Consider the following 13,481-nt stretch of genomic DNA (forward strand, 5'->3'; position numbering starts at 1 on the left):
TAATTAACAAAGTGAAGGATGAAACTTCATCCTTTCACACTATACTAAAAATGTCCAAAATTCAAATTCAATCAAATTCAAACAGCAGGCTTTTCATATAAACGCAAAAGACTACCATTCACCATAGATCCGGCATCAGAAGCAAGCCAAGTGGTAAACTCACCAATATCATCGGCTGTAATCCAAGTTGGTTGACTTTGCGCTTCATTAGTACGAGTTGCTACCCAACTATGGATAATAACTTCATTAATCCGCACACCACTATTCTTGTTTTCTGCCATTAATAATTGAGCCAGCATCAGTTGTCCAGCCGCAGGAATGCTTACTAAGCTAACATTAGGAATGGGAATTTCTGCTGCTGCTCCGCCAATGAGGGTGTAACTAGCACCTTTTTGTTCTTTTAGAAGAGGAAGGAAAGTGCGGGCAGTGATAAAATGACTGGTTAAATTACTATCTAAATATTGTTGCCATTCGGTCATTGATACCTCTGTTACAGGCTTGTTTCCAAACCACCAGCCGCCAAGGGAAGCAACCACAGCATCAAGTTTACCAAACTGTTTGAGTATTTGGTCACGAATGCGTTCTGCATCATCAATTTGGCTAATTTCTCCGACAATGGGAATAAAGCGATCGCTTGTGGCAATATCACCTAAATATGTGCGTAATTCTTCTAGTTTTTCAACTTTACGAGATGGAACTACAACAATCGCACCTGCTTTAAGAAATGACCGCACAATCCCTTCACCAACATTACCAGCACCACCGGGAATCAAAACAATTTTACCAGCTAATTTGTTCATAATTACTCCTTTTTTTAACTGATTTTTTAACTAGCTAAAATTCCGCCATCTACTGCGAGAATATGACCATTGACAAAATCAGCAGCATCAGAACAAAGCCAAAGCACAGCATTAGCAATGTCATCAGGTTGTCCCAAACGTCCAGCCGGAACAAAACTTTCAAAAGCTTTAGGATTGCCACCTGTAGCGTGATTGAGCATCTCAGTTTCAATTGGGCCAGGAGCGATCGCATTAATCCGAATTTTCTGCCCTGCGTATTCTAAAGCGGCTGATTTTGTTAACATCACCACAGCAGCTTTTGAGGTGTTATAAAGGGAAAGTCCAGGAGACAATGGACGGAAACCATTAATAGATGAAGTATTCACAATTGCGCCTCCTTTTCCTTGGGCTAACATCTGGGCAATTTCGTATTTCAAACAGAGAAAAACACCCTTAACATTAACTCCAAAAAGTTGGTCATAACCTTGTTGTGATTGGTCTGCTAACAAGGAATTTTCCCCCAGCAATCCCGCATTATTAAAAGCAATATCAAGACTACCAAAAGTATTTACTGTGGTGGTAATTAGGTCTTTGACATCTGCTTCTTGAGCTACATCTGCTTTCACAAATAAGCCGTCGCTACCAGCTTCACGAATGAGACGGATAGTTTCATTTCCTGCTTCTTCACGTCTACCAGCAACAACAACTTTAGCACCTGCACGAGCCAGAGCGATCGCTGTTTTCCATCCAATTCCCGAAGTTCCACCCGTAACCAGGGCAACTTTGTGGGCTATTGAGTTCATTCTCTTTACTCCAGTTCCAGGACTAAAGTAGTGTGATAGAATCAAGTATTTTTTGCAAGTAGGCACTTTATGGTTCCCAATAATCAGCGTCCCATTCTCCTGAGTCAAGACTGCCCTGTCAGACAAATACTTGATATAGTGGGAGATAAATGGACACCACCAATTTTGTATATTCTGCGTTCTGGAACGACGCGATATGGTGAATTTCAACGCCAGATTCCGGGAGTATCCAAAAAGATGCTGACGCAAACCCTCAGACAGTTAGAATCAGACGGGATTGTTGAACGGATTGTTTATCCCGTCATACCGCCAAAAGTGGAATATAAACTTACGTCCTTTGGCGAAAAGCTCATTGAACCTATCGCCCTTTTAGCAGATTGGGCTTGGCAAAATCAGGAAGAATTGAAGCTTATTTACCAACGTCATGGGCTGTAATTAGAACAGAAACAATAACTGTCATATAGAAGCATTATTTAAGTTTTTTTCCAAAAATCAAATAGCCCTAATTATTCTTTTTCATTTGTATCAAGAAAGCGACAATACCACCAGATAGTAACAAAATTCCCAACCAAATTAAAGTTTGTACTAACCCAATTGTTGTTCCTTGCTGATTCTGATTTACATTTTGCCCAGGTTGGAGAGTATCTATAGTCTTTCCTGTAGCCACAGTGACAACAAATTTTAACTCAAAAGGTTTAAAACTTCCCTCAGTCACAGGTTTACCACTCAATTGCAACTGATAAACCCCTGGTTTGGGAAAAGTGATTTCTGCCCCTGGAATACCTTCATAGCGTTCAGCCTGAATAGATGTTAATGGAGGTTCAATTAATGCTGGTTCTCCGGCTACATGAGGTTCAGCATAAATAGCCAACCGACAATTACAATCTTTTAAAGGAATTACCTTACCACCTTTTCGGGTTAGGGCAAACCAAGTTTGAGTAACTTCTCCAGAGCGGGGATTATCGTTAGGTTCTAAATGGACAATACCACCCACATCTCCAGATATTTTCACTGTATGGGCTAAAACTTGAGTATTTGTAGTAACTATCAAACTAGATAAAATTAATAACAATAGATACCTTATTTTGCTGTTACATATAGTAGAAAGAGTTAATTTACCGCGACTTATTGGGAGGAACATAAAATTTTTCTAGATGTAAATATAGCCAAAAATACCGTGAACGCACTAATAACACACCAAAAATAATTATCCCCAGCAACACGGCTGCTAACTGGTTTTGCCAGCTTAATCTAAAAGCACCCAGGTAATGAGAACCAATCATCACCGCATGAATAGCACTCAATAACAAAGCTGGTACACTCAGGAGATGAATTGGTCGCCAACTCTTACCTAATGACTTTTGCAGAAAGTCAAAACTTGTACAAGCCGCAGGAAGCATTAATACCAATGCCACAGCCCCTGCACTCATTCCCCATTGAAATTCTAACTTTAAAAACCAAAAAGCGTGGAAATTCCACTCTAGAGAATGTTCAAAATAATGAATAGTATGTACCCCAGCCAGAACAAAAGCCCCAACTCCCAAAGCTCGACGGTAACGCAGAGGTGCAGACCAAAAACTATTCACAGGACGGGCAATCAATGAGAGAATTAAACAAATTAGGGCAGCGTGTCCGCTATAATCTGTCATTGTATCCCCCGTTCGCAAGAGGGTAATGACACCAATAATCAGAGTTACCCACCCACCCAAGCGAAATAATTGACTGCGGCGCTCTTTACTCATTAAAGCCGTAGAAACACCTACACCTAGCATGATGGGCAGCGTGCCAATCCCAAAAGCTAACATTGTCGCTGTCGCTTGCCACAAATTCCCTGTAGCCGCAGCCTTAATTTGAGCCGCATATAAAAAACCACAGGGCATTAATCCCCAAGTCATACCTAAAAGTGCCGGTGTCCACCATTGAGTTTGGGCAGATAACTTGAGCATGGCTGCACTGAGCCGATTGTGTAAGTTCCCTTTTAAGATGGGGTGTAACAGGGGAATATGGGGTAAAAAATCTGGTTTCACCTGTCCTAAACCAAACCAAATCAGCATTATGCCTGTAATTATGGCTATCCACCGCCGTAAATCACTACCGACTCCTGCCAGTTGTCCACCTTCTACTAATACCGAACCAATTGCGCCAATACCAGCACCGACTAAGGCGTAACTCAACATTCGCCCCAAGTTGAGTAAAGTATGAAATTTTAATTGCTGTTGCCAAGTCGGGTTTTCCTGTTGTTTAGAAAGAGAAAAAGCTACTGTTAAGGGTCCACACATCCCAAAGCAATGTCCAAAACTGCCCAAGAACCCTAGTAATGTGATGAGTAATAAATCTAGCATATTCATGATGGGAACTGGGAATTGGCAATTGGGAGAGTATACCTTTTACATCTCTTACCATGATGTCCATGTCAAAAGACAAGCTGTCAAACTTGGTGTAGTTTTAATATTTAATTTCCTATAGTTGGAGTTAAATCATGATCAAAAAATGGCTGCGGGTGCTGCTAGGGGTAATGATTGTTTTGATTATTGGCGGTTTTTTTCCGCAATCGGAGATTGTACCGATAGTTAAAAATACTCCTGTACAACAGCCTCAAACCCCAGGGAAACCCCAGAATGTAAATAATACTCTATTGGTTGATAGTAATCAACTTTTCGCTCATGTTCAAAAATTGAGTTTTCAGCGTTATAACAAAATAGAGCGTATCCGTACCCGTACATATATCACAAAGGAACTGCGAAAATTTGGTTGGCAACCCAAACTAGAAAAATTTCCTGACGGTGTGAATATTTTTACCCAACGATTAGGAACAGACAAAACCGCCGGAGCAGTTCTAGTTGCTGCCCATTATGACACAGTTCCGGCCTCTCCTGGTGCAGATGATAACGCCACTGGTATAGCTGTAATATTAGAAATTGCTAGACTTTTTAGTTCTGTTTCCACACCGAAAACATTACAATTAGCTTTTTTTGATCAAGAAGAAACAGGACTGTTAGGTAGTAAAGCTTTTGTGAGCCAACCAACCAATTTAAAAAATCTTCAAGGCGTAATTATTATAGATATGGTGGGTTACGCTTGTTATACTTCTGGTTGTCAAAAATATCCTACTGGCTTACCTGTAACCCCACCTAGCGACAAAGGAGATTTTTTAGTAGTAGTAGGTGATTTAGAAAACTTACCTTTATTAAATACTTTTCCCAACTCCACTGAGAATTTACCAAAAATCCTCAAATTACCTATTCCCTTCAAAGGTTTATTAACACCAGATACCCTCCGCAGTGATCATGCTCCATTTTGGTATCAAGGAGTGGGGGCTGTTCTAGTAACAGATACTGCGAATTTACGTAATCCTCATTACCATCAACCTAGTGATATTCCCGAAAATATCCAAAGGGCTTTTTTTACAGGTGCAGCCCAAATTATTATTAATGCTACTTCTAGTTTGTTAAAGTAAATTCTTTTAGAGTCAAGCTTATAAAAATATTACTTGTAGAAGACGATGAACGGATTGCCGAACCTTGAGCAGAAGATTTATGTGGATATTGCTCAAGACGGAATTGAAGGTTGGCAATAAATATAGTTAATCAACCCAATATGATCTAATTTTATGAGATTTAATAATGAAGTGCGATCGCTAATTGCAATTATGCTTCAACATGATGCAGATTGAGATTTAATTATTCAAACCTTTACCAAAAAAGATTGATAAAAAATTACCTCCAGCTTAAAAATTACTGGAGGCTATGAATAAAGACATTGGAATGTGGACTAGTTCAACTATGAATTTAACTTTATTTTTATATAGTTATCTCTATCGGTAGAAACGTTTAAAATTAATTCATTTCCGTCTAATTGCATAAACAAAAAAGACCCCCGGTTATAGACCGAGGGATTCTGCAAGTCGGAATTATCGCACAAAGACATTCGCGTACCCAGAATAGCAATGCAACACATAGAAAAAATGCCAAAATGCCAAAAACCACAAATCTCCGTATTTTTGCCCCTATTTTAAGATCCAGTAGCAATAGAGGTTGGTTGTAAATAAGTAATCAACTGTTGCAAACCTTGTTGCAAATATCGTGTTACTGTCATTGGTGTAGCTCCAATTTTCTTAGCAGCATCCTTGCGAGTTAATTGTTTCACAAATACTAACTCCACTGCCATTCTGGGTTTATCATCTAGCATACTGATTGCTCCTTCTAACTGCTCTTTTTCTTCTTGCTGTTGCTGAAGTGCCATGCTATGGTGACAGGGAAGCAAATCCGCCCAGGTGACTGGGGAATTTACATAATTAGATGCTGTATTATCTAAACTCAATGGATTGCGATTTTGAACTGCTAATTTAGTTGCTTGCCATTCTTCTAAAGATATATGCAGCTTGTTAGCAACTTCGATTTCTTTGGGAGGATGATCTAAAGATATTGCTAATTCTTTACGAATCTTTTGTCCTTGACTGTAAACTTCTTGACAACGACGGGGAATTTTTAATAAAGTAGAGTTATCACGCAAAAAGTGAAGAATCTCACCGCGAATATACGGTACAGCAAAGGAACTTAAAGCATATCCCTGCTCAGGATCAAAACGTTCAATTGCTCTAATTAAACCAAAATATCCAATTTGTTCTAAATCTTCATAGGGTTCATAACACTTATGGCTAAATTTATAAGCAATTTTTCTGACTAATCCTTTATGTAATTCTACAATTTGATTACGAAGTTGAATAGAGGGATTTGTGTAGTAGAGGTATAAGAGATCAATACCATCAGAACGAGCAGAGGAGTCATTGAATTTCATATTAATTCCTTTGTATTGATTTATTTATCCAAATAATGGTGTCGTGTATATTATTTTTAAGCTTGTAAATATTTTCCTTAGTTCAGGCTAAATAAGCCATAGTTATTTTACTGAAATTTCAGTCGAATCGAAATATAAAATTCAGTAATAATACGTAAACAAAATCCTTGAAAAAGTAGTAAGACTATCTTCTATTTCCCATGTTTAAACTTAATAAAAGCGGCTCTTGAGTATACTCAACGCGGCTTAATATTTGATTCTAATAAGCCTAAACAGTAATTTACGGTAGGTTGGGTTGTGGAACGTGACCGTTCGCAAAGCAATGGAACGAAATCCAACATTATCAAGGATTTTGTTGGGTTTCGCTATCGCTCAACCCAACCTACATTTCCTTAACCGCCAAGTATTGGCTATGTAGGGGGTGCTGAAAAATCTTTTTATCCAGCCCTAATTACGAATATTTACTTCCTGTAAATAATCTTCTGGTTGCAAAAATACTCTACGCTCAATGGTGTGTTTGTCAGTAGGTGTGTTTTGTAATTCAATAACGGGAACTGTTTTTAATGTCGCTAATTCTTGTTGTTGATTACGTAGACGTAACTTTTGGGAATATTCTTGTAGTTTAACTCTTGCCTGTGCATAGACATCAGTATCTTTGGGAACTCTTTCCAGGAGTTTAATTGCCCCAAAAAAGTCACCTACAGAGGCTTGATTGTGGGCTTGATATAAATAATATCCTGACCTAACTTGACGTTTTTGATTGTATTCAGATAATTTTTGTTTAACTATAGCACCAGCAGAGCTTTCTTCAGGTATTTGCTGTAAGTAATATAAAGCTGTTGAGAAATCTCTTTCTTCAGCTTTTGCATAGGCTTTTGCTAATAGGGCTTGTGTTTGGGCTTCGATATTTACTTTTGCTTGTTCAACTAGGGGCTGAATTTTTGCTTGCCAATAGGAATTAACTGTAACTTGAGGCGCATGAGGTAATACGTCTGTCCACCGACTTTCCTTGAAGGCTTTTTCGGCTAAAACATAATGTTCTGTGTCTTTTTGCCATTGCTTTTGCCATTCTTCAATTGAGGCTTGTGCTTCTGGATAAAGATTACTATCAAGAGGGATTAACCGAGCTAAATTAATTGCTTTTTGTAGGTCTCCAGATTGATATTTGGCTATAGCTTTATATAAAGTTTCTGTGGCTGAGTAAGCTTGAGAATTATTAAATAAAGAATATACTCCTAACCCTAGCAAAACGGAATTAATTAATAAACCTAATCGTAATCCTGCTAGTAATGGTTGGGATTTTTGAGGTGTTTTTTCAATAGTTTGATAAGATAATTGAGATTCTGCTATTTGTATTTCTGCTGGGTTATTTTCCCATTCTATATGCTTGAGTACCCATAGTGCTTCATGAGCGGATTGAAACCGTTCCTGATGTTGATAACGAATCATCTGATTGAGGAAGGCAATTAAATAATCATTAATTTGGGTATCATCATCACACCAAATGATTTCATTGGTTTCGGCATCAATTTCTAATTGTAGAGGTGCAATTCCTGTAATAGCTTGAATAGCAATTATGCCCAAGGAGTAAAGGTCACTATTGGGTTGGGTTTGACCAATAAATTGTTCTGGGGGAATGTAACCCAAGGATGTTACAGGAATTTTATCTATGAATAATTCGGTTTCAATACTAAAATCTATTGGTTGAATTGAGCCGAAATCAATTAATACTAATCTGGCATCTATCGCTCGTCTAATGAGGTTTTCTGGTTTAATATCGCAATGAATAAAGCCTTGAGAGTGAACAAATTCGAGAATATATAGGGCATCTTCTAAAAACTTGATCACGTCAATTTCACTCCATTTACCGGAGCTTTGGGGGCTAGTTGGTAGTTCTGCGGCTAAAGGCTCTCCAGGAATAAATTGTTGTACTAAATAAAAACGTTCATTTTCTTCAAAGCAAGTAATTAATTCGGGAATTTGGGGATGGCGACCTAAGTGTTTAAGAGTTTCAGTTTCTGTTAAAAACCGTAGTCGAAGATAGTCAAAATAGGAGGTAGATTGATAGTTGTTAACTTTGAGTTGTTTAACAACATATCTGGGTCTTTCTGGATGGTGCATATCTACCGCGATAAATGTTTGTCCAAACACTCCGGCACTAAGTGGTTGAACAATTTGGTAACGCTCTTGTAATAGTTTGCCGATCATTTGGTTGTTCATGATCTTAATTACTCAGAAATCCTTATATATCTTTTCTGACATCGGCTGCTATTTTCCGGAATTATAGAAAATAATTCAGTATGTCAAATATTCAATAATTATTTAAGTGTTTTTACTTATGATCTTCTTTTTCTGCAAAGGTATCAGTTAATGGTTTGACGACTTTTGCGATCGCTTCTTGGACAAAAACTTTGATAAACTCATCGCGGCGATTAATCTGAAACTGTTGCTGTACAACTTCTGTCATCCCCCCATCTCCCCAATCTTGATCATGACGAAAATATTCTATAAAACTTTTCCCCGCAATTCGGGTTAAATATGCCGCTGTCACCCCTTGAATTGCCCTACCCACAATAAAAGTAGCTACATTGAGTTGCAAAGCCGTTGATAATAATTCAATAGCCCCTTTAACGATCCCTAAACCGGCAATAGTTTTTCCTAAAGATAGAGCTAATTCTTTTCCCCGTTCCATGTTTAAATCACAACCGTAGAGTCTACCAATTTCTACTACCATTTGGGCATTGACGGCGGCGGTTGCGAGTAAGTCTACCATTGGCAATGGTGTAACAGAAACCACACCTGCTCCAATCCATTGATATCGCTCAACAATTTTATCAGCTTGGCGACGACGCTGGGAATCTATAAGTTTACGGGCTTCTTCTCCTAAGCGTAAAGACTGTAAGAGAATATTATCTGCTACCAAGTCTTCACCTTCAGCCCGTAAAATGGCAGCCATGCGCCGTAACAAGGGGATAATATCTGCTTCGGGTTGAAAGGTTTCGCCGGTTTCTAATTCGGCTATTTGGGGATTAGCAGCGATCGCTACCACATCATTAGTAGCAATAAAAGTCCGTACTCTTTCCCGTAATCTCGCCAAGATTGATTCTATGTCAGTTTCAGTGTATAAATCTGTTTTATTCAGAACTAAAAGCGATCGCTTACCAATTTCCGCCAACCCCCGCAATGGTTCATATTCAGAACGGCGTAAATCATTATCCACCACAAACAACAGCAAATCCGCCTCTGTCGCCAAAGCCCTAGCCAGTTGTTCCCGTTCTGTACCCGCTACCCCCGGTTCTAAAATCCCTGGAGTATCAGTAATCAATATCTTCCGTTCCAAACCCTTCAACCGTAAACAATAGGTTTCTCCCACCTGAGTCGTCCCCATTGGTGCATTCACCTCACCAACTATCCGCCCCATAATCGCATTCACCAGGGAAGTTTTACCAGCACTACCAGTACCAAAAACAACAACCTGAATTTCCCCTCTCGCCAAATTCGCCTCAATTTCCTTAGTTCGACTCAATAAAGCTTGGCGTGTCACCTCATCTTGAATTTGGGCTACCTGTTGACGTACCGCTTGCAAAGTAGAAGAAGCCGCATCCGATTTAGCCGCCGGAATTTGGGCAGAAGTCACCCTTTGACGTTGACGACGGGATTTTTCCTCACCCTTCCGCAGCACCAATACATAATAAACAAAGGCAGCAATCAAACCACCAATCAGTAAAACTAGCAGTAATAATAGTAAATTACCTAACAACGGCGAATAGGACAACTGCCAGTACAACCGGGAAAGAGAATCAATTAGCCATAGGGTTAACGCCAAAATGACGATCAGGCCAACAATTAGTGTAACAATACGAGACAAAGGCATGAAGGATAGAAGTTATTACCTGTATAGTGTTTTTCTCAGATAGCAAAGTAAAAAGCAACAATTTTTGATAAACTAATATTTCAGTGTATGTGTAGTGTTGCCTGATTCACCGACTTTTAAATTCTCCATTTTTTACCTAATCCCAATTCATGGGAAAGTCAAATGCCGAGTCAAAATATGAACTTTATCTCTGAGTTTAAACATTTTAGCTCTTTTGAAAAATTATTCCCCCGCATGAGGATCAGAAAAAAAGTTATCCTGGGGCATAATCTTTCCTGGGAAATATCAGATTTAGGTACATCTGGAGGGTTATTAGTAAGCAATAGCTATTTTCAAACTCCTCAAAAAAAGTAATCTTAGTCCATTAAGAAGGTCTCTTACTCGATAATTTACAAACAAAACTTTTACAAATAGTGATACCAATTCCTTATTCATCAATATAATGGTTTTGACTTTATTCCTGATTTATAACTATTGATGACTTGATTTTGCTATATAATTGATAATTAGAGATATTAAAAACAACAGGAAAAAATTAATGGGGCTATTTGATCAAATTCTTGGTGCAGTTAGTAATGCCAATCAACCCGGTGGTTTGGATAATTTAGTAAATATTGCCATGACAGTTAAACAATTAGGTAATGGTGTTGGTGCAGACTCTTCTACCATGCAATCGGTTTTATCTGTTGTTGGTAAACAAGTGCAATCGTCTTTACAAGCAAAACAAGCTACCGACGGAAGTGAATCCGTACAAGAGTTGGTAAATCAATTTGCCGGAACTTCAGCCAATTTGGAAGCTGTAAACAGTTTATTTTCTCCAGATACTCAAGCACAATTAGCGGAAGATGCTGCCCAAGGTACTAACCTAGATGTGAACACAATTCAACAGTTATTGCCCACTTTAATTCCTTTAGTTTTCAGTTTCTTGCAATCTGGTGGTAATCCATTACTCAATAAATTTCTAGATACTGACGGTGATGGTGATGTAGACATTGCGGACGCGATTAAACTAGCTAGTAAGTTTTTAAGAATCTAAAGGGACTGGAATTTTTGTCGCTGATCATTTACTGATACCAAATTCAGATGAAGCTGCATAGAATAGGACTTCAAAAATAATGGACCGCAGGGAAAGACGGATAAATTAATGGATTTCATGATTCTGTGCAGCCTCACATATAATTGACAAAGGATAATTTTAAGAATTGTGAACGTTAAGAATTGAGTTTATGAACGCAGCCGACGATAAAACAATAGTCCGCGAATACTTCAACTCCACAGGTTTTGATCGGTGGCAGCGCATCTATGGTGATGGTGAAGTCAATAAGGTTCAGTTAGATATTCGCACTGGACATCAACAAACTGTAGATAATGTTATCGGCTGGTTAGAAGCTGATAACAATTTACCATCATTATCAATTTGTGATGCTGGTTGTGGTGTTGGTAGTCTGAGTATTCCTCTAGCTATAAGTGGCGCTAAGGTCTACGCCAGCGACATTTCTGCCAAAATGGTATCAGAAGCTCAGGATAGGGCTGTAATGGCCTTGTCCAATACTGTAAATCCCTCCTTTGCGGTACAGGATTTGGAATCTTTGAGTGGTAATTATCATACTGTTATCTGTTTGGATGTTCTGATTCATTACCCTCAAGAAAAAGCTGACGAGATGATTTCTCATCTATGTTCTTTAGCGCAATCACGAATTATTCTCAGTTTCGCGCCTAAAACTTGCTTCTTAACAATCCTCAAAAAAATCGGTACTTTCTTCCCTGGTCCGAGTAAAACTACTCGCGCTTATTTACATCGTAAAGCTAATGTGATCAAAATTCTGGAAAAAAATGGCTTTTCAATCCAACGACAAGCTATGACGCGGACAAAATTTTACTTTTCCAGTTTACTAGAGGCAACTCGTACATCTACTTAAGTAGAAATTACAATAACAGCGCAACCCAATACTTGTCGGTTAAGGAAATGTAGGTTGGGTTGAGCGATAGTGAAACCCAACATTGACAATGTTTTGGCCTTAACCAAACAGTATTGCAGCGCAACCCATCCTACAAATCAAGACTTTTCTCAATTTGGCGAGAAGTATGAATTTATAAGCCTTCGTCCCACTTCGCTAACACGCAGAGGCGCTCCAGGCGTAAAGAGTAAGAGTTTGAGAAATGGAATTTTTGATTTTACCTGAGTTCGACATAAGATAATTTGCGGAAAATTCGCCCCAAGTATGAGTCTCAAACCCTTATTCTCTCGTTAAAAAATCATAACTCCGTTCGCGTAGCGTCTCCGAAGGAGAAACTCCGAACTCCTAACACCGAACTCAGGTGATTTTCATGCCTTAATTCCGCAATGCTACTTATTCTTTTTTTTGCAACTACTGACTGCTCGTACTTACGCAAAAACCTCTATAATTTACGCTACGCTATCAGCAAACTTTCTTGAATCTTCAATTAGTTGTATTTTCAATTATCCCAATTTAAATGTATAATTGTAGTTTGCAAGGAAAATTATTCCAAGTATTGCAAAAAGGAATGTATTAATCTATCTTAAAAGAATATATTAATGACATATTGAATTTAATAAAATCTGTTGTTAATAAATTAGATAATAACTAAACGCGAATAACTGTTATAAAGCTCCACCTGTAGCTCATGCTACGCTAAACTATCAGTAGGATGTAATAGTTTTATCTATCCCATTCTCAAAAGTAAAGGAGCGATGAAGACAGAACTATCTATCTTGATCACCAACAGACGAAACAAACAGCAATGTATGGTTTAAGACCGCCTGCGCTGCCAGTATTATATAAGTTTTATAGAGCAAATGGAGAAAAAAAATGATGAGCAAAGAAGATTTTCTCTATCCACGTGGTCGCTATTATGGTCATGTTAAACCAGAAAATTTGGTATTTAATGCGAATTTGCAGGAATTTGCCCAAAAGGTTAGTTATATTTGCAATTTAGAAACTGGCGGCAAAATTTCACCAGATGAGGCTTATGATCAGATTAAGTTACTTTGGAAACAGTTAAAACAATCAAAAAAAGAACTGAAAATCGGTGAACAACCTTTTCAAAGTAACGGTTCTGAAGAAGCTTAGGTAATTGGTCATTGGTCATTGGTCATTGGTAATTGGTTTACAGCCACGAACAACTGACAACTGACAACTGACAACTGACAACTGACAACTGACAACTGACAACTAACAACTGACAACTAACAACTGACAACTAACA

General features: G+C 38.4%; 12 protein-coding genes. 5 read left to right on the forward strand and 7 right to left on the reverse strand.

Going from position 1 to position 13,481, the window contains the following annotated elements; genetic code table 11:
• Positions 1-77 precede the first annotated feature (77 nt).
• A complete protein-coding gene (locus tag FJR05_RS22045; protein WP_168646083.1) occupies positions 78-800 on the reverse strand; it encodes an SDR family NAD(P)-dependent oxidoreductase in 723 nt (240 codons plus the stop codon).
• A 26-nt stretch (positions 801-826) separates the two neighbouring features.
• Entirely contained in the window at positions 827-1,582 is a 756-nt protein-coding gene (locus FJR05_RS22050; protein ID WP_168646084.1) for a glucose 1-dehydrogenase, read from the reverse strand.
• 69 nt (positions 1,583-1,651) lie between these two features.
• Between FJR05_RS22050 and FJR05_RS22055 the strand changes: the two genes are divergently transcribed.
• Positions 1,652-2,017 (forward strand): helix-turn-helix domain-containing protein, encoded by a 366-nt coding sequence (locus tag FJR05_RS22055; protein WP_168646085.1) that lies wholly within the window; start codon positions 1,652-1,654, stop codon positions 2,015-2,017.
• A gap of 67 nt (positions 2,018-2,084) precedes the next feature.
• Here the strand turns inward: FJR05_RS22055 and FJR05_RS22060 are convergent, their stop codons facing one another.
• Positions 2,085-2,723, reverse strand: coding sequence for a hypothetical protein (locus FJR05_RS22060; RefSeq protein ID WP_168646086.1), 639 nt, complete (start codon positions 2,721-2,723; stop codon positions 2,085-2,087).
• Positions 2,698-3,924 (reverse strand): sulfite exporter TauE/SafE family protein, encoded by a 1,227-nt coding sequence (locus FJR05_RS22065; protein WP_168646124.1) that lies wholly within the window; start codon positions 3,922-3,924, stop codon positions 2,698-2,700. The genes FJR05_RS22060 and FJR05_RS22065 overlap by 26 nt, the downstream gene beginning before the upstream one ends.
• A gap of 137 nt (positions 3,925-4,061) precedes the next feature.
• Between FJR05_RS22065 and FJR05_RS22070 the strand changes: the two genes are divergently transcribed.
• Positions 4,062-5,039: a M28 family peptidase gene (locus FJR05_RS22070; protein ID WP_168646087.1), complete on the forward strand. Its 978-nt coding sequence runs from the start codon at positions 4,062-4,064 to the stop codon at positions 5,037-5,039.
• Between the two features lie 554 nt (positions 5,040-5,593).
• Here the strand turns inward: FJR05_RS22070 and FJR05_RS22075 are convergent.
• The 3 genes from FJR05_RS22075 to FJR05_RS22085 form a co-directional block, all read right to left on the reverse strand.
• On the reverse strand, positions 5,594-6,379 hold the full coding sequence (locus FJR05_RS22075; RefSeq protein WP_168646088.1) for a sigma-70 family RNA polymerase sigma factor: 786 nt from the start codon (positions 6,377-6,379) through the stop codon (positions 5,594-5,596).
• 447 nt (positions 6,380-6,826) lie between these two features.
• Positions 6,827-8,599 carry a serine/threonine-protein kinase gene (locus FJR05_RS22080; protein WP_168646089.1) on the reverse strand — a complete coding sequence of 591 codons (1,773 nt, stop codon included), beginning with the start codon at positions 8,597-8,599 and terminating at the stop codon, positions 6,827-6,829.
• A 112-nt stretch (positions 8,600-8,711) separates the two neighbouring features.
• The gene (locus FJR05_RS22085; RefSeq protein ID WP_168646090.1) at positions 8,712-10,253 is read right to left on the reverse strand and encodes a YcjF family protein; all 1,542 of its coding nucleotides are present in this window, start codon (positions 10,251-10,253) and stop codon (positions 8,712-8,714) included.
• 538 nt (positions 10,254-10,791) lie between these two features.
• On the opposite strand from FJR05_RS22085, the gene FJR05_RS22090 reads away from it, so the two are divergent.
• The 3 genes from FJR05_RS22090 (at position 10,792) to FJR05_RS22100 (ending at position 13,345) form a co-directional block, all read left to right on the forward strand.
• A complete protein-coding gene (locus FJR05_RS22090; RefSeq protein WP_168646091.1) occupies positions 10,792-11,289 on the forward strand; it encodes a DUF937 domain-containing protein in 498 nt (165 codons plus the stop codon).
• 190 nt (positions 11,290-11,479) lie between these two features.
• Positions 11,480-12,172, forward strand: coding sequence for a magnesium protoporphyrin IX methyltransferase (bchM, locus tag FJR05_RS22095; RefSeq protein ID WP_168646092.1), 693 nt, complete (start codon positions 11,480-11,482; stop codon positions 12,170-12,172).
• 915 nt (positions 12,173-13,087) lie between these two features.
• Entirely contained in the window at positions 13,088-13,345 is a 258-nt protein-coding gene (locus FJR05_RS22100; RefSeq protein ID WP_168646125.1) for a hypothetical protein, read from the forward strand.
• Positions 13,346-13,481 lie beyond the last annotated feature (136 nt).

Source organism: Dolichospermum sp. UHCC 0259 (genome assembly GCF_009711935.1).
In the GTDB taxonomy this organism is placed as follows: domain Bacteria; phylum Cyanobacteriota; class Cyanobacteriia; order Cyanobacteriales; family Nostocaceae; genus Dolichospermum.

Coding starts and splice junctions, on each gene's coding strand:
- FJR05_RS22045 (WP_168646083.1), bottom strand. CDS start 800: ATGAACAAATTAGCTGGTAAAATTGTTTTGATTCCCGGTGGTGCTGGT.
- FJR05_RS22050 (WP_168646084.1), bottom strand. CDS start 1,582: ATGAACTCAATAGCCCACAAAGTTGCCCTGGTTACGGGTGGAACTTCG.
- FJR05_RS22055 (WP_168646085.1), top strand. CDS start 1,652: ATGGTTCCCAATAATCAGCGTCCCATTCTCCTGAGTCAAGACTGCCCT.
- FJR05_RS22060 (WP_168646086.1), bottom strand. CDS start 2,723: ATGTTCCTCCCAATAAGTCGCGGTAAATTAACTCTTTCTACTATATGT.
- FJR05_RS22065 (WP_168646124.1), bottom strand. CDS start 3,924: ATGCTAGATTTATTACTCATCACATTACTAGGGTTCTTGGGCAGTTTT.
- FJR05_RS22070 (WP_168646087.1), top strand. CDS start 4,062: ATGATCAAAAAATGGCTGCGGGTGCTGCTAGGGGTAATGATTGTTTTG.
- FJR05_RS22075 (WP_168646088.1), bottom strand. CDS start 6,379: ATGAAATTCAATGACTCCTCTGCTCGTTCTGATGGTATTGATCTCTTA.
- FJR05_RS22080 (WP_168646089.1), bottom strand. CDS start 8,599: ATGAACAACCAAATGATCGGCAAACTATTACAAGAGCGTTACCAAATT.
- FJR05_RS22085 (WP_168646090.1), bottom strand. CDS start 10,253: ATGCCTTTGTCTCGTATTGTTACACTAATTGTTGGCCTGATCGTCATT.
- FJR05_RS22090 (WP_168646091.1), top strand. CDS start 10,792: ATGGGGCTATTTGATCAAATTCTTGGTGCAGTTAGTAATGCCAATCAA.
- bchM (WP_168646092.1), top strand. CDS start 11,480: ATGAACGCAGCCGACGATAAAACAATAGTCCGCGAATACTTCAACTCC.
- FJR05_RS22100 (WP_168646125.1), top strand. CDS start 13,088: ATGAGCAAAGAAGATTTTCTCTATCCACGTGGTCGCTATTATGGTCAT.